This is a genomic window from Sporichthya polymorpha DSM 43042 (assembly GCF_000384115.1).
Taxonomy (GTDB): Bacteria; Actinomycetota; Actinomycetes; order Sporichthyales; family Sporichthyaceae; genus Sporichthya; species Sporichthya polymorpha.
Genome location: NZ_KB913029.1, coordinates 3,619,859 through 3,646,360, shown reverse-complemented (window position 1 = coordinate 3,646,360; position 26,502 = coordinate 3,619,859). Strand labels below are relative to the sequence as shown.

The following is a 26,502-nucleotide window of genomic DNA, read 5'->3' as shown; positions in this document are numbered from 1 at the left end:
TTCACTCACTGGCCTTCAGGTAGTCCGCGACCTCGCGCCAGGTGGCGAGGACTCCGCAAGTCAGGCCCAGCACCAGGCCGATCAGGATGAAGACCGGGGTTGTGTCGAGCAGAGAATCGACGAGCCATCCGAGGGCGCACCCACCGACGGCAGCAACCGCGTTCAACATCCCGATCCCGGCCAGCGCGAGCGCTGTCTGACGAATCGAACGTTGGTCTGAGGGATTTTCGTCGGAGGCCACGCCGCCTCCTTCCGGGCACTGCACAAACGGGCGCCGGCAGGGGCTAGGCGTCCGTTCGGTGTGGAAACTACCACCCGTACGGAGGAGTCCCGGACGGCGGGTCCCTGCTACGTCAGCGCGTCGGTTTTCCGGTCGGTGCACCGACCCGCTGGATGACCGGCAGACGGAGCAGGACGACGCCGACGACCACCAGCAACGCCACCGCCACCAGGGCCCACGCCTGCGCGCTGACCAGCGACAAGGCCACAACACCGAAGGCGATCAGCGCCGACCAGAAGTACATGATGAGCACGGCCCCGCGGTGCGAGTGACCGATCTCCAGCAGCCGGTGGTGCAGGTGCTGCTTGTCGGGGGCGAACGGGGACCGGCCGGACATCGTGCGCCGGATGATCGCGAGGACGAGGTCGAGGAACGGCGCCGCGATCGCCGCGAACGGCAGGATCAGCGGCAGCAGCGCGGGTGAGACGTCCTCGGATTCGACCGCGCCGAAGTCGATCTGGCCGGCGAAGCTCACCGTGGAGGCGGCCAGCACGAGCCCGATGAGCATCGAGCCGGAGTCCCCCATGAAGATCTTCGCCGGGTAGAAGTTGTGGGGCAGGAAGCCCAGACAGATCCCGGCGAGCAGGGCCGAGAACAGCGACGGCGAGATCGCGCGGTCGAACTGCTGCTCGATCGAGAGCAGGTACGTGTAGCTGAAGAAGGCCAGCGCCGCGGTCAGGGCGATGCCGGCGAGCAGCCCGTCGAGACCGTCGACGAAGTTCACCGCGTTGACCGTCGCGACGACGATGAGCACCGAGAGCAGGAAGCCCGAACTCGCGTCGAGCACGATCGTGGTGCCGGGCACCGGCAGGTACGTCATCTGGATGCCGAGGACGACCATCACGCCGGCGGCCAGGACCTGCCCGGCGAGTTTGGTGACCGCGTCCAGGCCCCACTTGTCGTCGACGACACCGAGCGCGCAGATGATCGTCGCCCCGGCCAGCAGGGCCCAGGGGTCGTGCGAGTTCGCGAACAGCTCCCGGGACAGGAACGGCAGTTCCGCCGCGACCACCAGCCCCGCCGCGAGGCCGACCAGCATCGCCAAGCCCCCCATGCGGGGGGTCGGAACGGCGTGCACGTCCCGGTCGCGGACCTCCGCCATGACCCCACCGGCCAGGGCGGCCCGACGGACGACCCCGGTGGTCAGGTAGGTGGCGGCGGCGGCAACCAGCAACGTGAGCAGGTACTCGCGCACGGCCCTATGGAATCAGTCGCGGGCACGCGTCGCCGACGACGACCCGCTCGGAGGGTTGTTCGAACGCGCGCGGCTCAGACCGCGGAGGAACTCCGACTCCCGGCCGCCGAGGCCGGGGTGAGGTGCCCGACGAGCGCGGCCAGGCCCTCGGCGATGCTGTCGGCGCACAACCGGAAGACGTGCAGCGGCGCCCCGAACGGGTCCGCGATGTCGTCGTCCGGTCGGCCGGGACCCGGACGCGGGGTGCGGAGCATCGCGACGCGGTCGACCAGGGCCCGGGCCCGCACGGCCGGGTCGGCCTCGGGCAGCGTTGCCGGATAGACGCGGCGTGCGAAACGTGCGAACTCCCGGATCGTGAACGTGCGCCCGGCGGCGTAGGGATCGAGCAGGTGCACCTGCTCGCGGTGGTCCCGGGTCGCGCCGAGGATCAGGTCGGCCTCCAGGACCTGATCCGGGTTCAGCTCACGGGCGACGAACGAACCCGGCTCGATCCCCCGCTCGGCGAGGACGGCGGCGGCGTGCGACTCCATCCCGGCACCGCTGTGCCCCCAGGTGCCGGCACTCTCGCACCGGAACGCCCGGGCGTCGGGACCGATCGTCGCGGCCAGCTGCGCGCGGAGCAGTTCCTCGGCGATCGGGGAACGGCACACGTTCCCGGTCGAGACGATCAGGACGCTGAAGCGCGTCGCGCTCACGCGCCCGTGCCCGTGGCCAGTTCCACGTCGGCGACCACCGACCGGATGTCGTCGACGCTGATGTGACCCGCGCGCAGAATTCGCGGGCGGCTCCCGGTCACGTCCACGATCGTGGACGGCACATTGTCGTCGGTGGGCCCGCCGTCGAGGTAGACCTCCACGGAGTCGCCGAGCTGCTCGCGGGCCTGCGCGACCGTAGTGGCCGCCGGGTAACCGGTGCGGTTCGCACTGCTCACCGCCATCGGGCCCGTGGCCTTGAGCAGGTCGAGCGCGACCGGGTGCAGCGGCATGCGGATCGCCACGGTCTGCGCGGAGTCTCCGAGGTCCCACGCCAGCGAGGGCTGCTGGTGGCACACGATCGTGAGGCCGCCGGGCCAGAACGCGTCGGCGAGCTCGCGTGCGGCGTCCGAGAGGCGCGCGGCGATCCCGTCCAGCGTGCGCATCGTGCCGATCAGCACGGGGACGGGCATGTCGCGGCCGCGGCCCTTCGCGGCCAGGAGCGCCTCGACGGCCGACGGGGTGAACGCGTCCGCACCGATCCCGTAGACGGTGTCGGTGGGGAGGACGACGAGCTGACCGGCTCCGACAGCCGCACCGGCAGCGGCGAGACCCGCCGCCCGCGCATCGGGGTCGGCGCAGTCGAAGGACTGCGGCAAGGGTCTTACCTCTCGCTGGTGGTTCGGGGACGGAACGGCCGCTGCGCTCACGGCGCTGTGAGCGGCGCAGGGGGCCACGCTAGATCCCCCGACGGGGGCCTGCCAATGCGGGTGGACCGAATTCGTGACGGTTGCGGCGAATCAGGCGCGTGTGGCGGTCACGAACCGGTCCCGCTCCGTGAGGTCCTGGTGACTGCGCACCTGCGTCCACCGCCCGGTGCGGGCGAAAACCTCGACCACGGCGGCCCCCTGGACGTCGGCGTGTTCCACCGCGACGCGACCACCCGTGCGGAGCAACCGCCCGGCGGTGCGTTCGACCGCGCGCACGACGTCGAGCCCGTCGTCCCCGCCCCAGAGCGCCGCGGCGGGATCGTGGTCACGGGCCTCGACGGCGACGGATTCCCAAGCGTCCAAAGGAATGTACGGCGGATTCGACACGACAAGATCGACCTGCCCGTCAAGCTCGGGCAGCGCGTCCGCGGCGTCGCCCGCGTGCAGCGTGACGCCGCTGCCGTCGAGGTTTCGCCGCGCCCAGGCAAGGGCATCAGGATCAAGTTCGACGGCGTGCACGGTCAGGCCGGGAACCTCCGTCGCGAGGGCCAACGCGATCGCGCCGGAGCCGGTGCACAGGTCGACGGCCACCGACCCGGCCGGCAATGATCTTGCTGCATCGATCATCTGACCTACCATCACTTCAGTCTCGGGTCGTGGGACGAAGACCCCTGGGCCGACCGCGAGACTGACGTGACGGAAGTGCGCAACACCGGTGAGGTGCTGCAGCGGCGTGCGCGCGGCCCGGGCCTCGACCAGCTTCGCGTAGGCGCCGGCGTCGATCTCGTCGAACCGCACGAGGTCGCGGCGTTCGGCACCGAGCACGTGCGCGGCCAGTTCCTCCGCATCGGTGCGCGGTGACGCCACCCCGGCCGCACGCAACTGCTCGGTCGCCGCCGCGAGGGCGGCACGGAGCGACTCCCTCGTCACCGGCCCCGTCACCGGGTCAGTCGTCACCGGCGAGGGCCGCGGCCTGGTCACCGGCGATGACCGCGTCGATGACGGCGTCGAGGTCACCGTCGAGCACCTGGTCGAGGTTGTAGGCCTTGAAGTTCACGCGGTGGTCGGAGATGCGGTTCTCCGGGAAGTTGTAGGTGCGGATCCGCTCCGAGCGGTCGACCGTGCGGATCTGGCTCTTGCGCAGGTCTCCGGCCTCCTTGTCGGCCTCCTCCTGAGCGACGGCCAGCAACCGGGCGCGCAGGATGCGCAACGCCTGCTCCTTGTTCTGGAGCTGGCTCTTCTCGTTCTGGCAGGAGACGACGATGCCCGTCGGGATGTGCGTCAGCCGCACGGCCGAGTCGGTGGTGTTGACGCTCTGCCCGCCCGGGCCCGAGGAACGGAAGACGTCGACCCGCAGGTCGTTCAGGTTGACCTCGACGTCGACCTCCTCGGCCTCAGGGAGCACGAGCACGCCGGCGGCGGAGGTGTGGATGCGGCCCTGGGACTCGGTCACCGGCACACGCTGCACACGGTGCACGCCGCCCTCGAACTTCAGCCGGTCCCAGACCCCCTCGGGGTCGGTCCCGCGCATCTTGATCGCCACCGAGACGTCCTTGTAACCGCCGAGGTCGGAGTCGGTGGCGTCGAGGATCTCGGTCTTCCAGCCGCGCCGCTCGGCGTACCGCAGGTACATGCGCAGCAGGTCGCCGGCGAACAGCGCGGACTCCTGCCCACCCTCGCCGGCCTTGACCTCGAGGATGACGTCCTTGCCGTCGTTGGGGTCACGGGGCAGCAGCAGCTGCCGCAGCTTCTCCCCCAGCTCCTCACGCCGCGCGGTCAGCTCCGGGATCTCGGCCTTGAACGACTCGTCCTCGGCGGCGAGCTCGGTCGCCGCGGCCAGGTCGTCCCCGATCTGCTCCCACGCGCGGTGCGTCGCCACGATCGGCCCGAGCTCGGCGTACCGGCGGCCGAGCTTGCGCGCCGCTCCCGCGTCCGCGTGCACCGCCGGGTCGGCCAGCCTCTTCTCGAGATCGGCGTACTCGTCGATCAGCTCCTGCACGGTCTCGAACACTGTGGCCTCCTTCCGAACGGCGCTGCTGAAGCGGGATGGTCCCGAACACAGAGACGCCGGCGAGGCGACCTATTGGTCGCCCGCCGGCGTCAGGAGAGCTACTTCTTCTTGCCGAAGCGCTTCTCGAACCGGGCCACGCGGCCGCCGGTGTCGAGGATCTTCTGCTTGCCCGTGTAGAAGGGGTGGCACTGCGAGCAGACGTCGGCGTGGATGATGCCGTTCTTCGCGGTGCTGCGGGTGACGAACGTGGCGCCGCAGGTACAGGTGACCTCGGTCTTGCCGTACTGCGGGTGGATGTCGGGCTTCACGACGCGCTCCTGATTCTCATGGCTCCGGGTCGCCACCGCTGGTCACGGGGCGTGAACCGGAACCGGGTCAGTCTGCCAGGTCCTGGCGCACCTGCCCAAACGCAGGTGCGCCTCCGAACATTCCGGGCGATTTCGGGGGTCTCGGGGTGGCGCCCTACTCCTCCCCCTCCTCCTCGCCCGGGGTCGTCTTCTGGACCTGCATGAGGAACTCGATGTTCGACTTGGTCTTCCGCAGGCGCTCGAGCAACAGCTCGATGGCCTGCTGGTCGTCCAGGGCGGCGAGCACACGACGGAGCTTCCAGACGATCTGGAGCTCGTCCTTGCTCATCAGGATCTCTTCCTTGCGGGTGCCGGACGCGTCCACGTCCACCGCCGGGAAGATCCGCTTGTCCGCGAGCTTGCGGTCGAGCTTGAGCTCCATGTTCCCGGTGCCCTTGAACTCCTCGAAGATCACCTCGTCCATGCGGGACCCGGTCTCGACCAGGGCCGTGGCGAGGATCGTCAGGGAGCCGCCGTTCTCGATGTTGCGCGCGGCGCCGAAGAACTTCTTCGGCGGGTAGAGCGCGGTCGAGTCGACACCGCCGGACAGGATGCGCCCGGAGGCCGGCGCGGCCAGGTTGTACGCGCGGCCGAGGCGGGTGATCGAGTCGAGCAGGACGACGACGTCGTGGCCGAGCTCGACCAGGCGCTTGGCGCGCTCGATCGAGAGCTCCGCGACCGTCGTGTGGTCCTCGGCGGGGCGGTCGAAGGTCGAGGCGATGACCTCACCCTTCACCGACCGCTGCATGTCGGTGACCTCCTCGGGCCGCTCGTCGACGAGGACGACCATGAGGTGGCACTCGGGGTTGTTGCGGGTGATCGCGTTGGCGATCGCCTGCAGCACCATCGTCTTGCCGGCCTTGGGCGGGGAGACGATGAGGCCGCGCTGGCCCTTGCCGATCGGCGCGACGAGGTCGATGACGCGGGTGGTCATCGAGGTGACGTCGTGCTCCAGGCGCAGACGCTCCTGCGGGTACAGCGGCGTGAGCTTGCCGAACTCGACGCGCTCGCGCGCGGCGTCGGGCTCCATGCCGTTGACGGTGTCGAGCCGGACCAGCGCGTTGAACTTCTCGCGCCGCTCCCCGTCCCGGGGCTGGCGCACCGCGCCGGTGATCGCGTCGCCCTTGCGCAGGCCGTACTTGCGGACCTGGGCGAGCGAGACGTACACGTCGTTCGGCCCGGGCAGGTAGCCGCTGGTCCGGACGAAGGCGTAGTTGTCGAGGATGTCGAGGATCCCGGCAACGGGGATGAGGACGTCGTCCTCGCTGATCTCGATGTCACCCGGCTCGTAGCCGCCCGGGCCCCGGGTCCGGCCGCCACGCTGGCGGTCCCGGTACCGTCCGCGGCGCCGACGGCGACCGCCGCCCTCGCCGTCGTCATCGTCGTCGTCACGCGGACCGTTGTCCCGGTCGCGCTGGTCCCGCAGGCCGCGGTCGTCCCGCATGCGGTCCTCGCGCGGGCCCCGGTCGTCGCGCGGGCCCCGGTCGTCCCGCGGACCCCGGTCGTCGCGGGGACCCCGGTCGTCGCGCGGACCCCGGTCGTCGCGGGGGGCGCGGTCCTCGCGGGGGGCGCGGTCCTCGCGCGGACCCCGGCCGCCGTCGCGGTTGTTCGGGCCCGAGCCGTCGGCGCGGTCGTTGCGGTTGCGCTGCCGGTCGCGCTGACGCTCGCGGCGCTCGCCGCGGTCGCGCGTGTCGGTGCCGCTGTCCGCACCGGAGTCGGCGTCGGAGTCGGCGGCAGCCGCGGCCGCGGCCGCGGATTCACCCGAACGGGTGTCGGCGGCCTCGTCGGCGGGCGCGGCCGCGGGGCGCTGGGCCCGGCGCGAGGTCCGCGCGGGCGCCTCGCTCGTGCTCTCCGGCTTGCTCTCGGCCTTGCTCTCGGATTTGCTCTCCGGCTTGCTCGCCGACGCGTCCGCGGGGGCCGTGGCCCCACCACCGGCGCGGCCCGCGGTGATCGCCTCGATGAGCTGGCTCTTGCGCATCCGGCCGGTGCCGGTGATGCCCATGCCCGCGGCCATGGCCTGCAGCTCGGAGAGCACCATGCCGTTCAGGCCCTCGCCACGGCGCCGGCGGGTCGTTCCGCCGCCGTTCCCCGACGACTCCGGCGTCGAGGAAGCGAGTTCTGTGGTTTCTGTCACTGGGTCGTGTCCTTCCGGACCTCACGTCGCACAGGACGTGGCAGGTCGGTAACTGACGGAACGCACCACGGCGCCGGGGGATCCGATGTCAGGCAGGAACTCGGCGGACCAGCGCACGCTTCGGGAGGATCTTCACCCGGAGATTCGACACGGCAAGCGCCACAGATTCCGGCGCGCCTAGGTGCGGGCTCACGATAACACGGTGGCTCCGGCAGGGTCGACGGACAGGCGATGGACACGCCAGCCCTCCCCCGCCAGTCCGGCCACCTTCTCGACGGTGTCGCGGGTCGCGAGAGCGAGCACGCTGGGCCCGGCTCCGGACACCGTCGCGGGCACCCCGTCCGCCCGCAGACGCTGGATCAGTTCGAGGCTCGCCGGCATCGCGGGCCCGCGGTAGTTCTGGTGCAGGCGGTCCTCGGTGGCGACCAGGAGAAGCTCGGGATTGCGCGTGAGTGCCTCGACGAGCAGCGCAGCGCGGCCCGCGTTGGCCGCGGCGTCGGCGTGCGGCACCGTGCGCGGCAGCAGCCCGCGCGCCTTGCGTGTCGACAGCTCCGTCGACGGAACGAAGACGACCGGCGACACCTCGGGCGACGCCTCGAGCCGGATCAGGTGGGGCCCGTCCGCCTCGGTCCACGCGAGAGTGAACCCGCCCGCGAGCGCGGCCGCGACGTTGTCCGGATGACCCTCGAGTTCGGTGGCGAGGCGGAGCAGGGCCGCGTCGTCCATGCGCTGCTCCCCGTCGACGCAGAGCGCGCGGGCCGCGACGACGCCGGCGACGATCGCCGCGGAGCTCGAGCCCATGCCCCGACCGTGCGGAATCGCGTTGCGGCACGCGACGCGCAGTCCCGGCGGCGGCCCGCCGAGCCGCGCGAAGCACTCGTTCATGGAGCGCACGACGAGATGCCGGCCGTCGCGGTTGACGGTGTGCGCGCCTTCGCCCTCCACGGAGAGCGCGAGGCCCTCCGGCTGGACCTGCGCCTCGACGACGTCGTGCAACGTCAGCGCCAGGCCGAAGCAGTCGAAGCCGGGGCCCAGGTTCGCACTGCTGGCCGGGACCCGGACGCGGACGGCCTCGGAGCGGTAGGTCGGCGGCGAGAGTTGCTGCGACAAGTCAGGCCAGACCGAGCTTCTCGGCCGCCGCCGCGGCGTCGATCGGCACGGTGACCGGTGCGGGTGCGCCCGCGATCGCCCACTCCGGGTCCTTCAACCCGTTGCCGGTGACCGTGCAGACGACCTGCTGACCGGCAGGCAGCCAGTCGTTCTCGCGCGCCATGAGCAGACCCGCGACGCTGGCCGCGGAGGCCGGCTCGACGAAGACGCCCTCGCGCGAGGCGAGCAGCCGGTACGCCGCCAGGATCTGACGGTCCGTCACTGCCTCGATGCGGCCGCCGGACTCGTCGCGCGCGGCCAGGGCCGAGTCCCAGGAGGCGGGGTTGCCGATACGGATCGCCGTCGCGATCGTCTGCGGCTGCTTGACGACCTCACCGGTCACCAACGGAGCCGCGCCGGCGGCCTGGAAGCCGAGCATCCGCGGGCGTCGGGTGGCCGGCCCGTCCGCCTCGTACTCGGTGTAGCCCTTCCAGTACGCGGTGATGTTCCCGGCGTTGCCGACCGGCAGCATGTGCACGTCGGGGGCGTCACCGAGGGCGTCGACGATCTCGAAGGCGGCGCTCTTCTGACCCTCGAGCCGGAACGGGTTCACCGAGTTCACCAGCGCGACCGGGTAGTGCTCGGAGAGGTCGCGGGCGAGGGTGAGGCAGTCGTCGAAGTTGCCGTCGACCTGCAGGATCCGCGAGCCGTGGACAAGCGCCTGGCTCATCTTGCCGAGCGCGATCTTGCCCTGCGGGACGAGGACGGCGCAGACCATGCCGGCGCGCACCGCGTAGGCGGCGGCGCTCGCGCTGGTGTTGCCGGTCGAGGCGCAGATGACCGCCTTCGCGCCCTCCTCCGCGGCCTTCGAGATCGCCATCGTCATGCCGCGGTCCTTGAAGGACCCGGTCGGGTTCGCGCCCTCGACCTTGAGGTGGACCTCGCAGCCCGTCATCTCGGACAGCACCGGCGCGGGCACGAGCGGCGTGCCGCCCTCCCGCAACGTGACGATCGGGGTCGCGTCGGTGACCGGCATCCGGTCGCGGTACTCGGTGATGACCCCGCGCCACTGGTGGGTCATGGCCCCACGGATCGAGTCGGTGCTCACGACGCTCTCACGATTCCAAGTCTCCTTCGACCCGCATCACGCTGGCGACCGCCCGGACGGCGTCCATGGTCCGCAGGTGCGCGACGGTCGCGGCCAGGGCCGAGTCCGGGGCGCGGTGGGTGACCACGACCAGGGTCGCGTCGTCGGCGTGGCCGTGCTGACGGACCGTCTGGATCGAGACGTTGTGCTCGGCGAACGCGGCGGCGACCTGCGCCAGCACGCCCGGCTTCTCCGCCACGTCGAGGCAGATGTAGTAGCGGGTGGTCGTGTCGCCCATCGGCCGCACCGCGAGCTGCGCGTAGGCCGACTCTCCCGGCCCGCGGCCGCCGACGACCTTGTGGCGCGCGACGGCGACGAGGTCACCGAGGACGGCGCTCGCGGTCGGGCCGCCACCGGCACCGCGGCCGTAGAACATGACCTGCCCGGCCGCCTCGGCCTCGACGAACACCGCGTTGAATGCGTCGCCGACCCCGGCGAGGGGGTGGGACCGCGGAATCATCGCCGGGTGCACCCGCACACCGATCGTCGAGCCGTCCGGGGCGAGCTCGCAGATCGCGAGGAGCTTGATGACCGAGTTCATCTCGCGGGCGCTCGCGACGTCGCCGGCGCTGACCTCGGTGATGCCCTCGCGGTACACGTCCGCGGCCGTGACCCGGCTGTGGAACGCGAGGCTCGCGAGGATCGCGGCCTTGGCCGCGGCGTCGAAACCCTCGACGTCCGCGGAGGGGTCGGCCTCGGCATAGCCGAGCGCGCTCGCCTCCTCCAGCGCCTCGGTGAAGCCGGCGCCGGTCTCGTGCATCCGCGACAGGATGAAGTTGGTGGTGCCGTTGACGATGCCGAGCACACGGTGGACCTGATCCCCGACCATCGACTCGCGCAGCGGGCGCAGCAGCGGGATCGCGCCGGCGACCGCGGCCTCGTAGTAGAGGTCCACGCCGTGCTTCTCGGCGGCGGCGTACAGCGTCGCGCCGTCCTCGGCGAGCAGGGCCTTGTTGGCGCTGACCACGGACGCGCCGTGCTCCATCGCCGACAGGATCAGCGAGCGGGCCGGCTCGATGCCGCCGATGACCTCGACGACCACGTCGCAGCCGCGCGTGACCAGCTCGGCGGAGTCCGTGGTGAACAGCGACTCGGGGACGCCGAGCTCGGCCGCCTTCTCCGGGATGCGCTTCGCGCGGCGGACGGCGATGCCGACCAGCTCCAACGGGGCGCCGACCCGCTGCGCGAGGTCGTCGGCCTGCGTCTGGAGCTGCCGGACCACCTCGGTGCCGACCACTCCGCACCCGAGAAGTCCTACGCGGATCGGGGCCATCACCGGCCGCCCTTGCGGCGTTGCGCACTCATACCGCGGATTCTTCCATCCGATGCGGAGAGCACCGGGCCCGCGCTCACCCGACGTCCAGTCGGGCCAGGTCCTCGTCGGTCTCCCGGCGGACGATCACGCGGGCCTGGCCGTCGCGCACGGCGACGACCGGCGGCCGGCCCAGCAGGTTGTAGTTGCTGGCCATCGACCGGCAGTAGGCCCCGGTCGCGGCCACCGCGACGAGGTCGCCGGCGGCGATGTCGGCCGGCAGGTACAGGTCGCGCACGACGATGTCGCCGCTCTCACAGTGCTTGCCCACCAGCCGCGACAGCGCGGGCGGGGCGTCGGAGGCGCGCGAGACCAGGGCCGCGGTGTAAGCGGCGTCGTAGAGCGCGGTCCGGATGTTGTCGCTCATCCCGCCGTCGACGGAGACGTAGGCGCGGGTCGCTCCCCCGCTGCCGACCGCGACCGGCTTGACGGTCCCGACCTCGTAGAGGGTCACGGTGCCCGGGCCGGCGATCGCGCGGCCGGGCTCGACCGACAGCCGCGGCACCGCGAGGCCGGCGCTCGCGCAGGCCCGCTCGACGATCGCGACCAGCGACTTCGCCATCGCGGAGACATCGGCCGGGTCGTCGTCGGAGGTGTAGGCGATGCCCAGCCCGCCGCCGAGGTCGAGCTCGGGCAGTTCGACGCCGTGCTCGTCCCGGATCGCCGAGGCCAGCCCGACGAGCCGGGAGGCCGCGACCTCGAAGCCGTCGGTGTCGAAGATCTGCGAGCCGATGTGCGAGTGCAGCCCGACCAGCTCCAGCGAGGGGAGCATGAGGATGCGCCGGACCGCCTCGGCCGCCGCGCCGCCGGCCAGGGAGAACCCGAACTTCTGGTCCTCGTGCGCGGTGGCGATGAACTCGTGCGTGTGCGCCTCGACGCCGACCGTCACCCGGACCTGCACCCGGGCGCGGACGCCACGCTCGCGGGCGAGGTCGGCCAGGCGGACGATCTCGGCGAAGGAGTCGACGACGATCCGGCCGACCCCGGCGTCGAGCGCGGTCGCGAGCTCCGCGCTGGACTTGTTGTTGCCGTGGAAGGCGATGCGCTCGGTCGGGAACCCGGCGCGCAGCGCGATCGCGAGCTCGCCGGCGCTGCACACGTCGAGCCCGAGCCCCTCCTCCGCGACCCAGCGCGCCACCGCGCTGCAGAGGAAGGCCTTGCCCGCATAGAAAACGTCGGAGCCGGCGAAGGAGTCGGCGTAGGCGCGGGCGCGGGACCGGAAGTCAGCCTCGTCCAGCAGATAGGCGGGGGTGCCGAACTCGGCCGCGAGGTCGCGGACGTCGAGGCCGGCGAGCGTGCAGACGCCGTCGTCCCGGCGGCGGAAGTTCTGCGGCCAGACCAGCGGGTCGAGGGCGTTGAGGTCCGCGGGCGCCGAGCCGACGCCGTCCGTGGGCAGGACCTCGGCGTGGCGCGGCCCCGCGGGGTGCGCGGAGCGGCTCATGCGCTCACATCCGCTCCGGGGCGGAGACGCCGAGCATCGCGAGGCCGTTCGAGATCACCGTGCGGGTGGCGTCGTTGAGCCAGAGCCGAGCCTTGTGCAGGTCGGAGACCTCTTCCTCCCCGCGGGGCAGGATCCGGCAGCCGTCGTAGAACCGGTGGTAGACGCCGGCGAGCTCCTCCAGGTAGCGGGCGATCCGGTGCGGCTCCCGCAGCTCCGCGGCCGAGGCGACGACGCGCGGGAAGTCACCGAGCACCGCGAGCAACCGGGCCTCGCGGTCGTCGGCGAGCAGCTCCGGCCGGAAGGACTCCGGCGCCGACCAGTCGATGCCGAGGTCCCGGGCGTTCGCGGCGACCCGGAAGGTCCGCGCGGCCACGTACTGGACGTAGTAGACCGGGTTCTCCGGCGCCTGCCGCGTGATCTCCTCGACGTCGATCGTCAGCTGGCTGTCGGTCGAGGACCGGGCGAGCGTGTACCGCGCCGCGTCGACGCCGACCAGGTCGACGAGGTCGTCGAGCGTGACGATCGTGCCCGCCCGCTTCGACATCTTCAGTTCCTGGCCGCCCTGCAGCAGCTTGACCAGCTGCCCGATCAGGACGAGCACCGCGGTGTCCGGGTCGTCACCGGCGCAGGCCGCGAGCGCCTGCAGGCGTCCGATGTAGCCGTGGTGGTCCGCGCCGAGCATGTAGATGCAGGTGTCGAAGCCCCGGCCGCGCTTGTCGAGGTAGTAGGCGGCGTCGGCGGCGAAGTAGGTCTTCTCCCCGTCCGCCTTGACCAGGACGCGGTCCTTGTCGTCGCCGAAGTCGGTGGTCCGGAGCCAGACCGCGCCGTCGAGGTCGTAGACGTGACCCTGCTCGCGCAGGGTCTCGATCGCCCGGTCCACGCGACCCGACTCGTGCAGGCTCCGCTCCGAGAACCAGACGTCGTAGTGGACGCCGAACTTCTCCAGGCTGGCCGCGATCTCGGCGAGCATCAGCCGGTAGCCCCGCTCGCGGAACTCGGGCAGCGCCTCGGCGTCCGGGGCGTCGGCCAGGTGGGGGGCCGACTCCAGGATCTTGGCGGCGATGTCGGCGATGTACTGCCCGCCGTAGCCGTCCTCGGGGGCGGGGAGGCCGCGGGCCGCCGCGAGCAGCGACTGCGCGAACTTCTCCATCTGCACGCCGGCGTCGTTGATGTAGTACTCGCTCGCGACGTCGGCGCCCGCCGCCTCCAGTATCCGGCGCAGGCTGTCGCCGACCGCGGCCCACCGGGTGTGGCCGAGGTGCACCGGACCGGTCGGGTTCGCGGAGACGAACTCCAGGTTGACCCGCTGCTTGCGCAGGGCCTCGGACCGGCCGTAGGCGGTCCCGGCCAGCACGATCTGGTACGCGAGGCGGCCGGCGGCGCCCGAGTCCAGGGTGATGTTGAGGAAGCCCGGCCCGGCCACCTCGACCCGCTCGATGCCCGAGGCGCGGCGCAGGTGCTTGGCGAGGATCTCGCCGATCTCGCGCGGGGGCTTGCGGGCCGGCTTGGCCAGCTGCATGGCGACGTTGGTGGCGTAGTCCCCGTGCTCCCGGGTCTTGGTCCGCTCGACGTGGACCTCCCGGGGGACCTCAGCCTCGAGTTCACCGGCCTGCACCGCGGTGTACACGGCGATCTGGACGGCGTCAGCAAGCTCGGCGGGAGTCACCCGCGGAAGCCTAGTGGCCCGTCGAGGTGCGCTCTTCCGACTTACGCGCGGGCTCGGCCGGGAGCGGCGGACGGACCGTGGCGCCCGCCACTCGCCGGATCGTCGCGACGAGGTCCTGGGGCGCAAAAGGCTTGGTCAGGACGGCGTCGATGCCGATCTCGTCCGCCCGGACCCGGTCCCGCGGCGTCGCGGCGGCGGTGATCAGCACGAGCGGGATGTGCCGACTGTGTTCGGCCTCACGCAGCCGCGCGGCGGCGGTCAGCCCGTCGATGGCCGGCATCACGAGGTCGAGCGTGATGACGTCCGGGGGGTTCGTGCGGACCATCGTCAGGCACTCCCGACCGTCGGCCGCCTGCTCGACCTCGAACCCCTCCAGCTCGAGGTTCAGGCGAATGAGGCGCCGCACGGGCTCGTCGTCGTCGACGACCAGCACGCGGAGGGTGGGTGTCCGCACTCTCGGAGACTATCGACGGCCGCACCCCCGTCCGGGCGTTTTGCCCGATTTATGAGATCGGTGCATTCTGCGGAAAAGCTGCAAGGACATCCTGGAAAAACCCGGACAGTCCCGGCAGTATCCACAGCAAGGACCGTCGCGCCCCCGCCACGGCCCTGTTTCCCCGTACGCACATCTCTCCCACGGAGTGGCTCATGCAGAGCAACAGCCCCGGTCGCCACCGCAAGCCCACCCGGACCGCCAAGTTCGCCGCCCGAACCGCCCTCACGGCCGGCGCCGCTGTCACCGCAGTCCTCGTCTCCGGTGGGGCCGCCACGGCCGCCACCCCCGACGCCGCCCCGATGAACCCGCTGCCCTGCACCGGGTACCCGATCGACTCGGTCGGCAAGGCCATCCTCGGCTCCTACTGCGGGAGCTGACGTTCGTCCCGCCGTTTGTCGTTCACGCCAAAGACCCCCGGTTTCGACCGGGGGTCTTTGCGTGTCCGGGCCCGCGCCTCGCGCCCCCGGCCCGGGCTTGGCCCGCCCTTGATTGATGCCGGTCGTCTCCGCGCGTGTGCTGGAGGGAGGTCGGCAAGGGAGGTCTCATGGCTGGTCGTCACCATCGCGCCGTCGTCGCCACCACCTCGGCGGCGCTGCTGATCGGGGGCCTCGCAGTCGTCGCCGCTCCCCCGGCCTCGGCCGCCTCCCGCGTGACGTTCTGCTTCACCTGGGAGGGCAACGGCTTCGACGGCGTGCAGCGCTCCGGGACCCCGTACGCCGACGAACCGGTGTACCTCGTCCGCGTCGTGAACGGGAAGAAGACGACGCTGCGCTCGGCGCGCACCGACCGCAACGGCTGCGGTGAGTTCCGCACCCCGCGCAACGTCCGCGTCTTCGTCCGGGCTGCGACCGAGATCGGCCACACGAAGACCGGAGGTACAGCCGTCGACTTCTGGTCCGGCCGCACCCGCTCGGCCGCCCCCGGTGACTTTCCCGCCGTCCGCCGCGCCACCGTCACCCATCGGAGCAGCATCAGCGCGATCAGTGGGCCACGGCGGTAGGTGGTTCGGCGCATCCGCGCCAAGGAAGAGATGTGTGCCCCCGGCAGGATTCGAACCTTACTTTCGGCTGCTAGCACACTCCTTGGCCGAAGTGGGAGAAAACCGCCTCTGACCAGCCAAGATGCCGATTCGCACGGTGAACCACGACGAACCCAGGGTTCTTCAAAGTGCGTTGCTTAGGGCACAATTAGGGCACGCGGCACCCCCGGCAGGATGGCTCCTGTCCCCAACCTGCCGCCGGGACGGAGCCCCGCGGATGACCGAGCAGAAGCGCCGCCCGCGCCGCACGAGCGGAAGCATCCGGAAGCTGCCCTCGGGGCGGTTCCAGGCCCGCGTCGTCGCGGACGGCGTCCGGTATCCCGCCCGCACCGCTGATGACCAGCCCCTCACATTCAGCACGCGCAAGGCGGCGGACGCCTGGATCGCCCGCGAGCGAGCCGCGCTGGAGGCCGGTACCTGGACGCCCCCGGTGGAGCGTCGGGCCGCCCGCGAGGCCGCCGAGAACAAGGCGCTGACCTTCGGGACCTACGCCGACAAGTGGCTGGCCGATCGGCATCTGGCCGCGCGCACGGCAGATCTGTACCGCTCGCTGCTGGATCGGCACCTGCTGCCGTCTTGGGGCGAGGTGCCCCTCGCCGAAATAACGGCCGCCGCCGTGCGCGAGTGGCACGGGAGCATGGACAAGAGCAAGCCTCGGGCCGTCGCGAACGCCTACAGCCTGCTGAAGACGATCCTGGCCACCGCCGTCACCGACGAAGTGATTCCGGCCAACCCCTGCAAGGTGAAGGGCGCGAGTCAATACCGGCGTGCGAAGGAACCGAGCACCGCGACGCTCGCCGAGATCGAGGCGCTGAGGGAAGCGATGCCCGCGCACTATCGAGCCGCCATCGACCTCGGCGTATGGGCGAGTCTGCGTATTGGGGAGGTCATCGGGCTGCAGCGCGCGGACGTCGACCTGAGCGACCTCGCGGATCCCGACCCTTGGGTTGTTATCCACGTTCGCCGCTCGGTCGGGCGGACCCGCTCCGGCCGGGAGGTGAAGCTGCCCAAGAGCGAGGCCGGCATCCGGTCCGTCCCCGTCGATCCGGACATCCTTCCCACGTTGCGCGAGCACCTGGAGAGCTACAGCGCCCCGGGCCGGAAGGGATGGGTCTTCCCCTCGGCCACGGATCCGACGACCAACGTCTCGGCCGATGTACTCCGGGAGGCATTCGAAACCGCCCGGCACAAGATCGGCCGGGACGATCTGGTGTTTCATCATCTGCGGGGCATCGGGGCGACGTGGGCGGCTCTCGCGGGCGCTACCGTGCGCGAACTCCAAGACCGTCTCGGGCACACCACCCCGAACATGGCTCTCGCCTACCAGCGCGTCGCTCAAGACCGACCGAAAGAGATTGCCCGGCGAATGAGGAGAGCCGCTCTTCAGTAAGGCCCAGAGCTCCCACGCTTGCCTCGCCGGTGGCGTGCTCGGTGATGTCGGTCAGCCAAGCCTCATCGGGCCGTTCTGGGTTGAACTGACGGTGCATCAGGTCCTCGTGCACCGGCGGCCCGGGTCGGCGGTTCAAGCTCCGCTTCTCCGAGTGCAGCGAGAAGATCCGCTCCTGCGAGCAGAGCCGTGCGGCCCGGTGCTCCCCTGCGCTGATGCCCTTGGGCGGGCAGCTCGTCGGCGACGAACCGATAACCGAAGGTCGGGTCGTCGTGATGGATGTTCCTTGCGGCCTCGATCAGATGCGTCAGACCATTCCCGATCGGTGACCGGGTTAGCACGCCAGGCGTAGAAGGCCTGTTGGAGAAGCCCAGCAGCCGGCAGGTCACCGCGACGGCAATGCCGGCCGCGGCGGAGGTCAAGGACCAGCGGGTACATCATTCTGGGAGCGACTCACGTGCGAAAAACGCCGCCGCCCGACGCAGGATCTCCTGCTCGAGCAACTTGTTGCCTTCTTCGGCTCCCGCAGCTCGGCCGAGTCCGCGGCGGTCGTTCCTGGGCGGACACCGGTCTCGATGTTATCGAGCTTGAGCCAGCGGTGCAGGCAGGACTCGGAGATTCCGAAGTCCTTGGCGATCTGGGACAGCGGGGCCTCGCCCTTGCGGGCCACCGCGACGACATCGTTCCGGAACTCGGTTGGGAAGGGCTTTGGGCATGGTGATCAGCCTTCCGGTGAGGACGCATCCTCACAGGCAAGGAGTCAACCGTGTCGGGGCAGACCCGTTCGTTGGAGCAAGATGCGTGAGCCGTCGGGCTGCGCTCGGGCACAGCGGAGACCGGAACGGACGGTGGCCGCGGTCGCGGAGGGCGGCGAGCAGCATGGGCAGCCGGAGTTATGGGTGGATGCGGCGGTCCGTTCGCTGGAGACGGGAGCGAGCGAGTGGGCGCGCCGCAAGGCACAGGGTGCGGGCATCAGGTCCCCCTCCGAGCCGCGGACCTTCTCCATCTTGGCGATCGTCCGAGGTGCCCGCCCCATGCCTCGCGGCGCCTTGGGTGGGCCGTTGGTCCTGACCAGATTTGGGTCTTTCGGCCCAGGGCAGCGGCTCAAGGGCGTGGGTAGGCGATGCCGATCTTCCTCTGAGTTGTGATTCCGCTGAGAGGGACATCGATGGCGCGTCGTCAAGCCAGCCTGTTCAAGCCTGGGACGGTGGTGCTAACCGCTGCTGCCCTGCTTGCTTCGATGGCGCAGGCGTCCTCGGCCTCGTCCCCAGCCGAGGCCACGACGATCGTGGCGCCGTCGCCGGTGAGTGAGCCGGTGACCGAGGCGGCCGACCGAGCGGCGGCGGCTGAGGCTGCTGCGCGTCAGGGCGGCCCCGTTGAAAGCTTGGCCGACCGGACGGAAACCTCGACGACCTGGGTCAACGCGGACGGCACGACGAAAACTGACTACTTCGGCGCGCCGATCCGCTTCCGTGATTCCGCCGGGCAGTGGCGCGATGTCGACATCAGCCTGGTCCAGCGGCCGGACGGCACGATCGCGCCCAAAGCGCACCCCGAGTCGTTGAAGTTCGCCCCGGCCGGGGGGACCGCGGACACCGTGCACAAGCTCGCCTCCCTCGATGGCGGCGAGGTCGTGCTGGGCTGGAAGGGCACCCTGCCGACACCGGTCATCGACGGGTTCACCGCGACCTACCCCGAGGTCCAGCCCGGCGTCGATCTCGTGCTGACCGCCACCCGGACCGGGTTCGAGCAGTACTTCATCATCAAGGAGCGACCGGAGCCGGGCGAAGCACCGACGTTCCGGCTGCCGGTGACCGGCGACGAGGTCAGCGTCAAAGAGACCACCCAGGGCGGGCTCGCGGTGGTGGACGACACCGGTGCCAAGGTCGCCGTGGCGCCGGTTCCGATGATGTGGGGCGACGAGATCAGCGCCACCAGCGGTGAACCGGCCGAGCAGGCCGTGGTCGACATGACCGTGAACCCAACGGCCAGCGGCGGCGAGGTCGTGCTCAAGCCCGACCCGGCGTTCTTGGCCGACGCGGACATCACCTATCCCCTGATTGTCGACCCCGCCGTCGTGGTCTACACGTCCTCGGACACCCTCATTCAGAACGACCTCAACTCGAACCAGAACGGCGGCGTCGAGCTCAAGGCCGGGTCATACAACGGCGGTTCCACCAAGGCGCGGTCGCTGATCAAGTTCCACGTAGCGGACCTGCGATCGGACGCCGGCACCGAGGTCCTCGAAGCCGATTTCTACCTGTACAACACTTACTCCTCCTCGTGCACCAAGACCCCGGTCGGGCTGCACCGCATCTACGAGACCTGGTCACCGGCCAACGTGACCTGGACCTCCGGGGCGCCGGCGCACATCCAGACCCCGTTCGTGTCCGTGACCGATGCCAACGGCTACAACGCGAACTGCCCGGCCGATTACATCCACTTCAACAACGAAGGCCTGCGCAGCCTGGTCGAGCAGTGGATCAGCGGCGCGACCCCGAACTACGGGTTCATGATCAGGGCCGGCAACGAGAACGACTCCCTGTCCTGGAAGCGCTTCCACTCCGCCGACTACGGCGGCACCCGCGTCCCTCGTCTGTCCATCACCTACAACAAGGTCCCCTACCAGCCGGTGGGGCGGAAGGTCAGCACCTGCCAGACGTGCGCCCACACCACCGTCGTGAACGTCCCCCGGCCGTTGCTGTGGGGCAACGCAAAGGACGACGACGGCGGGAGCGTCCGCATGGACTTCGAGATCTGGGACGGCGGCACTCAGAGCCCAACTGCGCGCCGCACCTATGGCAGCAAGACCGTCACCGTCACCGCCGGCGCCGCCACCCCAGTCGCCTGGACACCCCCCATCGACCTGCCCGACGGCACCTACGCCTACCGCGCCCGCGCCTGGGACGGCCAGCACTACAGCGCCTGGTCCGACGGCTACGTCATCTTCGTCGTCGATACCCCGGGAACCCCGACGGGGCTGGCGCCCACGTGGAACGCCGAAGTTGACGGCCTCGAACCCGAACTAAGCGGTGTGGTCTCGGGCAGCGGCGAACTCCGCGGCGAGTTTGAAGTTCGCGACTCCCTGACCGGGGAGATCCTCGTGAACAGCGAGCTCCCCAACGAGGACTCGGACATTATCGGATCCTCGGTCGTAGCATCGGGCCAGCTTTCAACGTATTCCGTGCCCGCAGACCATCTCCTTTCTGGACACCCCTACGAGTGGCGAATGCGGACGGTGGACAGCCTCGGGGCCAAGAGTTCCTGGACGCCGTACCAGCGCCTTGGAAATCCCCCACTTCCGTGGAGGCATGAGCTATGAGGAGTAGCCATGTCAGAGACGAGAAGGAAGTTCGACGCCGAGTTCCGTGAGGGGGCGGTGCGGCTGGTCCGGGAGAACCCGGGCAAGTCCATCGCGGCGATCGCGCGGGACTTGGGCATCAACGAGGGCACGCTGGGGAACTGGGTCGCCCGGGACCGGGCCAGCGAGGGCGGGAACGGGCAGCTCACGGCCGATGACCTGGCCGAGCTCAAGCGGCTGCGCGCGGAGGTCGCCGAGCTGCGGATGGAACGTGATGTCCTCAAGCGCTCCGTGGTCCTGTGGGTGAAGGAGGCGACGAAGTGAGCGTGGCGGGCTTCATCGCCGACCAGAGGACCTCCTATCGGGTGCCCCACGCGGTCTGCTGCGCCATCCTCGGGGTGAGCGTGTCGTGGTTCTACAAGTGGCTGGCGCGGGTCGGGAACCCGGCCCCGACGGTGCGGGCCCAGCGCCGGGCCCTGCTCGATGCTGAGGTGCGGCGGTGCTTCGAGGCCTCGGGGGGCATTTACGGATCGCCGCGGATCCATCTGGATCTGGTTGAGGCCGGCTGGCAGGTCAGCGTGAACACCGTCGCGGACTCGATGCGCCGCCAGTACCTGTTCGGGCGCAAACCCAAGCGGTATAAGGGATTGACGCGCCAGGACAAGGCCGCGCCGAAGTTCCCGGACCTGCTGGGCCGTGACTTCAGCGCAGCGGCGCCGAACCGCAAGTGGTGCGGGGACATGACCGAGGTCCCGACCGGGGAGGGCAAGCTCTACCTGGCGACCGTGATCGACCTGTACTCGCGGCGGCTGCTGGCCGCGGCGATGAGCGAGCACCCGGACGCGGTGCTGGCTGCGGATGCGATCAAGATCGCCGCTGCTGTGCGCGGTGGCCGGTCGGTGATCGAGGGTGTCATCTTCCACACCGACCGCGGCTCGACCTACACCGCCAAGGACTTCCGGCGCCTGTGCGCCGAGCAGCTCGGGATCCGCCAGTCGATGGGCAGGGTCGGGTCGTGTTTCGACAACGCAGCCGCGGAATCGTTCTTCTCCACCCTTGAACACGAGGTCCTGTCCCGGCACACGTTCGCGACAAAGGCCGAAGCCCGCGCGGTCATCGGACCTTGGTGCTACGAGTTCTACAACCATCGCCGCCGGCACACCACCGCGGCTGGACTGCCACCGGTCCGATACGAAATGATGCTCACTGACGCACCATCAGCTGCATAACGGAACCCTCCACGAAATGAGGGGATTCTCACCTAGTCACCTGGAACGAGATCCCCGTCGAGGACATGGGTCAGGAAACGCCGGAGCTGACCAGTGATTGCATTAGCGGGTCGGGGCGGCCGGCCTTCCCTACGGTCAGCCCGACACTGAGCGCGGTTATTCAAGACCTGGACACAGCCGGCGGCGCAGAGTCCTCCAGCTTCGACGCCCAGGTATACGAACTGAACGGCTCCGTGCCCCTCGACGACCTCGCGTCCAACCCGGCCCTGGTTGCATCGGGACGCTCAGGCACGGTCCCTGAAGGCGCAGCGGGCGCATGGCAAGTCCCCATAGCCCTGACGGAGGGAGTCACCTACAAGTGGCGAGCTCGGAGCACGGACTCCACAACCAGCCCGGTGTGGTCCGAGTTTTGCGAGTTCACCATCGCCGGACTTGAGGACATGCCACCGCTGCCCGTTGAGCAGTATTCCGAATCGATGGACGGCCCGATCCTAGTTCTTCCCGGCCAACTGGCGCCGGAGGAGGAGACCGTCGGCACCCTCAGCCTCGCCGACTGCACCGATAGTTGCTGGACTAAAGGCTGGGAAAACCTGCCCGATGCGAACGAGCCCGAGGACGAAATGATGTCGGCGGCCGGCGTTGCGATGCCGACCAAGTGGGACGACGCGTGTGATCCCACCAGGCTGGAGGAGCAAGCCGCTCACTTCCGCGGCTTCGTGCAGTTTGACCGTCGAAAGGCCTGCGAATTCGAGTATTGGACATACCACGCCTCACCCTCACGCGCGAAGGCGTTGGGTAAGTTCAAGACCAAGATGTGGGCCAAGGGCACCAAGTGGTACGTGGACTTCGACGTCCGCTTCGATCCCGGCCGAAGCCAGGCGCCTGCCATTCCGAGCGTCCTCAAGATGACGGTGCAGTGCCCTCAATGCAGCTCGGTCAAGCAGGCCTCCATGCATTGGGCTGATGACAACGTGCCGAGCCCGTACCACTGGGAGGGTCGCGCGGAGCTTTCCGTTAGCGTCAGCGAACGCCAAGCCAAGACGTTCAGGCCGCAGGTAGTCGTCGACGCCTCCGCGCCTGGCCAGCTTCCGGCGGCGTTCCTCGACACCATGCCGCGTACGCGCTGCGATGACATCTTGTACACGACGCGCAATCCTGGTTGCATCCTCCCGGACTACGTCCCGACCTTCCGCATCCGGTTGGATCGGTACAAGGCAGTGGCCGATCATGTTGACTGGGCTCAGCAGGCTGGGTTGCCCGGCTCGCCGGCTGAGGGTCGACCGCTCACCCGCTTGAAGAACAAGAGGAAGCGGGAGAACAATCGGGATATCGCCTGTCCCGACAGCTTCGGGGCCCTTGTGGTGGATGGCGTGAAGTACTGGTGCGACGAGTACCCGTTCGCGGCTACCTACCAAGGTGCCTCGAGTGGCGGCGGTGGGCGTACCTTCCCTGGCTGCAGGGTGCCGCCTACGACCAGCGTTCCTTATGCCCTTGCGGAGCACGCGTACCGGCGAGAGGGCTGGACACGCTGCTACGTTCCCGCGAAGCAAAACGCCGGCGAAGGCGCTGCCCGACGAAACTGGCAGGATAACGAACGGGTACTGGACGGAGACGGCTTCTACGTCGCGTTCAAGGACTGAACTGCGCGTCACGTGGGTGGCATCAGCAACGGTGCCACCCACGGACGCTAACTCGGTCCTATCGCGACGAACGACCGCAGAGCGTCCTGTCTCAGGTTGTCGAGCGCATCCGGGGTCGCCCCGCTTCTCGACAAAGTCAGAGCGGCCCGCCACAGGACGTCAAGCGACCCACCCACGGTGGACGCACGGAAGGCGTGATGCAGGGCAAGGAACGCGTGATACGACGGCGGCTCATCGACATCGTCCGGCAGTTCCGTGTGACGCCTCACCAGGCGCAGAGTGGCGGCAGAGGGTTCCGGGTGCTCGGCCTCGAGTTCGATGATGCCCGCTCGGACGTCTTCGTCGTCACGTAGCCCAACCGCCTCTATTGCAACTTCCAAGGCGCATCGGGCCGCGCGGCGCCGACCCCCTTCGGTCGCGCTCTTCGCGGCGTGAGTGAGCTCAACCATCTGGTGCAGCGTGAAGGCAGTCGTCCCGACATTCCACTCACTGGAATGGGCCGCAATCTCCTCGATCGCCTCCACGTCCTTCTCGTTGAGCGCTGTCATGGAGAGCCGAGTTCGCGGCGACGGCGCCGGCGTAGACGCGGAGGACTGCACCCTCGGAGTCGCCATTTTCACGCGGTGGGTGCTGGTCGCAACCAGACCCCTTTGCTCAACTGTCACGCCAACGAACCGCTCCAGGAGCCGCAGGCCGTGCTCAACTATGTCGTCGGTCGCGGGTGGGCGGTCCCAGGGCCGGCCATCAATCAGAATCGCGCCGTACAGCGACCGGATGTCAGCCGCGTCCACGACCATCCGACCATTTGCCGCGAGAGAAATGATCCGTTCACCGTCCGATGTCCAGCAGAAGGAACTCGCACGCCTGCCGCAAGAGAGCTCCCGAAGAAGTGAAGACGTCAGCCCGAGCGTGCTGTGGGGCTCGACTGTCACCACACCTGCGACGAACTGGTGGCAGATGAGCCCCAGGCCGCCCGCCGTCGAGCCTTCCTCCAAGGGGGAGGATTCTGGTTCCGCGTCGAACCCTGCGAGCACCTCTAACACTTCCGCATCGGCCACGATTGTCAGACAAGACGCCTCGGGGTCGCAGCCAGTTGCCGCGACCACTCGCTCGACGACAGACATCAGGGGGCTCCTTCCGTGAAGTGATTCTCGAGATACTCGTTGGACAACCAGCGGTACGTGGACGGGCCATACGGGCCGTCGCCTGCGCGCGTACGGATTGACAAGATCTTCCGCGAACGCGATCCCGCCCGTGGATTGTGGCCGAACGGGCCATCGCCAGGGCCCATCCCAACGTCGATCATCCTTCCGTGAGCATCTCGGTCCGCACCCGGCCTGCTAGCAAGGTTCTCGCCGTCGCCTGCGCAGCGCTCCTTACTGGGCTTGGGCTTGTGGGCTGCGGTGGCGCGAGCAGGGGGGCCGCCGAACAGTTGGCCCAGCACCCTGGGCACGGAGAGGCTGCCGAGCTCGGATTGCAGGGACTGTGGGGCTTGCAGGCCGAGGCTGAACCGGACGGGACCGTTCTAAATCTGAGTGGCGGCTACCTCAGCGTCCTCAGACCCTGCGCCACCTTCGGCGGCACGTGGGCAGCGCGCGGCGGACTGTTTCTCGGCAATGCCGCGCGTGTAAGCAGTCTCGCGAACCTCGCCTGCCCGGCGTCCGAGCGTGCCCAGCCCGCATGGCTCGATCGTGTTGCTGCTTACCGCAAAGACGGCGCGGACTGGGATCTGCTCGACTCCAATACCAAACCGATCGCTCATCTGAAGGCGGGGGCGTCCGTGCCGGCAGATCGTCCGCGCGAATCCTCGTATTTCGAGCAGGAAACTGGCCCTTACCCCTCCCGCGACGATCGCGCTCAATCGAACACTCAGCCCGCTTTACCGTTGCCCTCCGGAGTGCAGGCTCCATCCCGGGCCGACGTTCTGGGCCGTTGGAAGCTGGTTGCCCCGCGGGCCAAGGGATGCGACCAGCCGTTCGTCGAGTTCCGCTCGGACGGCACGTGGCGGGGCCACGACAGTGGATCGCCCGCGAAAGGCCGGTGGGTTATGGGCGAGGACGGTTTGGCGCTCGGCGCCGGGACGCCGGAGGACGCGGCCCCGTGCGCCAACCTTTCCCCCGCCACAAAGCCGAGTCGCGGAGAAACATCTGTGGACCTGTGGATGCTGCGACTGGCCCGACTCGGCCTGCAGGGTGGCGAGCTGATCTTCTACGACTTCGCTGGAGCGGAGTTGCAACGTGTTGAACGCGCCACCGCGCCAGCCCCGGGTGACGACATCGACCATGACGGTCTGGCTGATTCATCTGAAGACGGTTACGTCGATAAGTACACTCCCGTAACGCGAGAGATTGAAGGAAGTAGACGCGATCCCGTTGGCTGATGGGCGGGTCGAGCAACCCTGAGGTGTTCGCTCCGCCTCGGGTTGAGCGACCGCAACCAGGCGACCCGCGACAAGTAGAAGTTCCTGGCCGATGGCCACGTGATTCCGGCGCTCGGAAAGCGCAAGCTGGTCGAGCTTTCAGCCGACGACGTGGACAAGTGGTTGGCGGCGAAGGCCTCCGAGCTGAGCACGAGCTCGCTGCGGAACCTCCGGTCGATCCCCAAGCGATCTGTCGATCGTGCCCAGGCCCGGGACCAGGTGAAGCGCAACGTGGTGCTGCTCGCCGAGCTGCCGACCGGCAAGGAGGGCGGGCGTCGAAAGCGCTGACGCTGGCGCAGGCCGAGGCGCTCCTCGATGCTGCGGCACACAGCTACCTTCACGCCTACGCCGTCCTGTCCCTGCTTGTCGGGGCACGGACCGAGGAGCTACGCGCGCTCACCTGGTCGCACGTCGATCTGTTCGGCAATCCGGACTCGTGCCAACCTGTCCCACCGACCGTGATGTTGTGGCGGTCCGCCCGGGCCGGGGGAGACACCAAAATGCGGAAGTCCAGGCGGACGCTGGCGCTCCCCCGAAGATGCGTGGACGCGCTGATCGAGCACCGCCCTCGGCAGGCCGCGATCCGCCTGGCCGCGGAGAGCCGGTGGCAGGACCTGGACCTGGTCTTCGCCTCCGCCCTCGGGACCCAGCTCGATGCCCACAACGTCCGTCGAGCCGTCCGCCGGGTGGCCAAATTCGCCGGGCTCGACCCCGCGGAATGGACTCCGCGGGAACTGCGCCACAGCTTCGTCTCCTTGCTGTCCGACGCCAGCGTTCCGCTGGAGAACATCTCCGGCCTCGTCGGGCACAGCGGCAGCGCGGTGGACCGAACTGGTGTATTGCAAGCAGATCCGTCCCGTGATCGCCGATGGCGCGCAGGCAATGCACCGCTTCTTCGAGACCGTGACCGACCCTGACGTTGCAGGTGGCTAACCCGGATTCGACGGCACACGCGACGAGCGCTGCG

General features: G+C 69.6%; 23 protein-coding genes and 2 pseudogenes. 9 read left to right on the top strand and 16 right to left on the bottom strand.

The genetic code is table 11. The annotated features are described in order from the left end of the window. Position 1: 1 nt before the first annotated feature. The 14 genes from SPOPO_RS0117690 to SPOPO_RS30300 all read right to left on the bottom strand — a co-directional run bounded on the left by SPOPO_RS0117690 (position 2) and on the right by SPOPO_RS30300 (position 14,478). The gene (locus SPOPO_RS0117690; RefSeq protein ID WP_019876289.1) at positions 2–241 is read right to left on the bottom strand and encodes an AtpZ/AtpI family protein; all 240 of its coding nucleotides are present in this window, start codon (positions 239–241) and stop codon (positions 2–4) included. A 112-nt stretch (positions 242–353) separates the two neighbouring features. Beyond that, positions 354–1,475 carry an MraY family glycosyltransferase gene (locus tag SPOPO_RS30305; protein ID WP_019876288.1) on the bottom strand — a complete coding sequence of 374 codons (1,122 nt, stop codon included), beginning with the start codon at positions 1,473–1,475 and terminating at the stop codon, positions 354–356. A gap of 74 nt (positions 1,476–1,549) precedes the next feature. Next, positions 1,550–2,170, bottom strand: coding sequence for an arsenate reductase/protein-tyrosine-phosphatase family protein (locus SPOPO_RS0117680; RefSeq protein ID WP_019876287.1), 621 nt, complete (start codon positions 2,168–2,170; stop codon positions 1,550–1,552). Next, positions 2,167–2,826 (bottom strand): L-threonylcarbamoyladenylate synthase, encoded by a 660-nt coding sequence (locus tag SPOPO_RS0117675; protein ID WP_019876286.1) that lies wholly within the window; start codon positions 2,824–2,826, stop codon positions 2,167–2,169. Before SPOPO_RS0117675 ends, SPOPO_RS0117680 begins: the two co-directional genes overlap by 4 nt. 141 nt (positions 2,827–2,967) lie before the next feature. Continuing rightward, positions 2,968–3,807: a peptide chain release factor N(5)-glutamine methyltransferase gene (gene prmC / locus SPOPO_RS0117670; RefSeq protein ID WP_033386813.1), complete on the bottom strand. Its 840-nt coding sequence runs from the start codon at positions 3,805–3,807 to the stop codon at positions 2,968–2,970. Between the two features lie 16 nt (positions 3,808–3,823). Next, positions 3,824–4,888 carry a peptide chain release factor 1 gene (prfA, locus tag SPOPO_RS0117665; protein ID WP_019876284.1) on the bottom strand — a complete coding sequence of 355 codons (1,065 nt, stop codon included), beginning with the start codon at positions 4,886–4,888 and terminating at the stop codon, positions 3,824–3,826. A 98-nt stretch (positions 4,889–4,986) separates the two neighbouring features. Next, positions 4,987–5,196 carry a 50S ribosomal protein L31 gene (gene rpmE / locus SPOPO_RS0117660; protein WP_019876282.1) on the bottom strand — a complete coding sequence of 70 codons (210 nt, stop codon included), beginning with the start codon at positions 5,194–5,196 and terminating at the stop codon, positions 4,987–4,989. A gap of 154 nt (positions 5,197–5,350) precedes the next feature. Beyond that, positions 5,351–7,369, bottom strand: a complete 2,019-nt coding sequence (gene rho, locus SPOPO_RS0117655; protein WP_028984875.1) for a transcription termination factor Rho — start codon at positions 7,367–7,369, stop codon at positions 5,351–5,353. A 189-nt stretch (positions 7,370–7,558) separates the two neighbouring features. Beyond that, a complete protein-coding gene (thrB, locus tag SPOPO_RS0117650) occupies positions 7,559–8,479 on the bottom strand; it encodes a homoserine kinase (RefSeq protein ID WP_019876278.1) in 921 nt (306 codons plus the stop codon). A 1-nt stretch (position 8,480) separates the two neighbouring features. Further along, positions 8,481–9,539, bottom strand: coding sequence for a threonine synthase (thrC, locus tag SPOPO_RS0117645; protein ID WP_028984874.1), 1,059 nt, complete (start codon positions 9,537–9,539; stop codon positions 8,481–8,483). A 34-nt stretch (positions 9,540–9,573) separates the two neighbouring features. Next, entirely contained in the window at positions 9,574–10,878 is a 1,305-nt protein-coding gene (locus tag SPOPO_RS0117640) for a homoserine dehydrogenase (protein WP_084671238.1), read from the bottom strand. A gap of 76 nt (positions 10,879–10,954) precedes the next feature. Next, a complete protein-coding gene (gene lysA / locus SPOPO_RS0117635) occupies positions 10,955–12,358 on the bottom strand; it encodes a diaminopimelate decarboxylase (protein WP_019876275.1) in 1,404 nt (467 codons plus the stop codon). A gap of 4 nt (positions 12,359–12,362) precedes the next feature. Next, complete coding sequence (gene argS / locus SPOPO_RS0117630) at positions 12,363–14,024, bottom strand: arginine--tRNA ligase (protein WP_019876274.1); 1,662 nt, start codon at positions 14,022–14,024, stop codon at positions 12,363–12,365. 10 nt (positions 14,025–14,034) lie between these two features. Next, a complete protein-coding gene (locus SPOPO_RS30300) occupies positions 14,035–14,478 on the bottom strand; it encodes a response regulator transcription factor (RefSeq protein ID WP_211210917.1) in 444 nt (147 codons plus the stop codon). Positions 14,479–14,672: 194 nt separating this feature from the next. On the opposite strand from SPOPO_RS30300, the gene SPOPO_RS35920 reads away from it, so the two are divergent. The 3 genes from SPOPO_RS35920 to SPOPO_RS0117610 all read left to right on the top strand — a co-directional run bounded on the left by SPOPO_RS35920 (position 14,673) and on the right by SPOPO_RS0117610 (position 16,949). Next, the gene (locus SPOPO_RS35920; RefSeq protein ID WP_019876272.1) at positions 14,673–14,897 is read left to right on the top strand and encodes a hypothetical protein; all 225 of its coding nucleotides are present in this window, start codon (positions 14,673–14,675) and stop codon (positions 14,895–14,897) included. 167 nt (positions 14,898–15,064) lie between these two features. Continuing rightward, positions 15,065–15,520 (top strand): hypothetical protein, encoded by a 456-nt coding sequence (locus SPOPO_RS0117615; RefSeq protein ID WP_019876270.1) that lies wholly within the window; start codon positions 15,065–15,067, stop codon positions 15,518–15,520. A gap of 121 nt (positions 15,521–15,641) precedes the next feature. Further along, positions 15,642–16,949, top strand: coding sequence for a tyrosine-type recombinase/integrase (locus SPOPO_RS0117610; protein WP_084671235.1), 1,308 nt, complete (start codon positions 15,642–15,644; stop codon positions 16,947–16,949). Here the strand turns inward: SPOPO_RS0117610 and SPOPO_RS35700 are convergent. Then, positions 16,909–17,658, bottom strand: a pseudogene (locus SPOPO_RS35700) (IS3 family transposase); the annotation flags it as partial. The gene SPOPO_RS0117610 and the pseudogene SPOPO_RS35700 sit on opposite strands and share 41 nt — an antisense overlap. Before the next feature lie 495 nt (positions 17,659–18,153). Between SPOPO_RS35700 and SPOPO_RS0117605 the strand changes: the two are divergent. From SPOPO_RS0117605 to SPOPO_RS0117590, 4 genes are all read left to right on the top strand, one after another. After that, positions 18,154–20,268 (top strand): DNRLRE domain-containing protein, encoded by a 2,115-nt coding sequence (locus SPOPO_RS0117605; protein ID WP_169577217.1) that lies wholly within the window; start codon positions 18,154–18,156, stop codon positions 20,266–20,268. A gap of 9 nt (positions 20,269–20,277) precedes the next feature. Next, complete coding sequence (locus SPOPO_RS0117600; RefSeq protein WP_019874071.1) at positions 20,278–20,571, top strand: transposase; 294 nt, start codon at positions 20,278–20,280, stop codon at positions 20,569–20,571. Further along, positions 20,568–21,476 (top strand): IS3 family transposase, encoded by a 909-nt coding sequence (locus tag SPOPO_RS0117595; protein ID WP_019874070.1) that lies wholly within the window; start codon positions 20,568–20,570, stop codon positions 21,474–21,476. Before SPOPO_RS0117600 ends, SPOPO_RS0117595 begins: the two co-directional genes overlap by 4 nt. A gap of 65 nt (positions 21,477–21,541) precedes the next feature. After that, positions 21,542–23,116, top strand: a complete 1,575-nt coding sequence (locus SPOPO_RS0117590; protein ID WP_019876265.1) for a hypothetical protein — start codon at positions 21,542–21,544, stop codon at positions 23,114–23,116. A gap of 47 nt (positions 23,117–23,163) precedes the next feature. On the opposite strand, the gene SPOPO_RS0117585 is transcribed toward SPOPO_RS0117590, so the two are convergent. Then, complete coding sequence (locus SPOPO_RS0117585) at positions 23,164–24,240, bottom strand: hypothetical protein (protein ID WP_019876264.1); 1,077 nt, start codon at positions 24,238–24,240, stop codon at positions 23,164–23,166. Between the two features lie 188 nt (positions 24,241–24,428). Between SPOPO_RS0117585 and SPOPO_RS34420 the strand changes: the two genes are divergently transcribed. Both SPOPO_RS34420 and SPOPO_RS32035 read left to right on the top strand, forming a co-directional pair. Then, positions 24,429–25,496 carry a hypothetical protein gene (locus SPOPO_RS34420; RefSeq protein WP_156869996.1) on the top strand — a complete coding sequence of 356 codons (1,068 nt, stop codon included), beginning with the start codon at positions 24,429–24,431 and terminating at the stop codon, positions 25,494–25,496. A gap of 81 nt (positions 25,497–25,577) precedes the next feature. Next, positions 25,578–26,468 (top strand): annotated as a pseudogene (locus SPOPO_RS32035) (site-specific integrase); the annotation flags it as partial. Between the last annotated feature and the right edge of the window lie 34 nt (positions 26,469–26,502).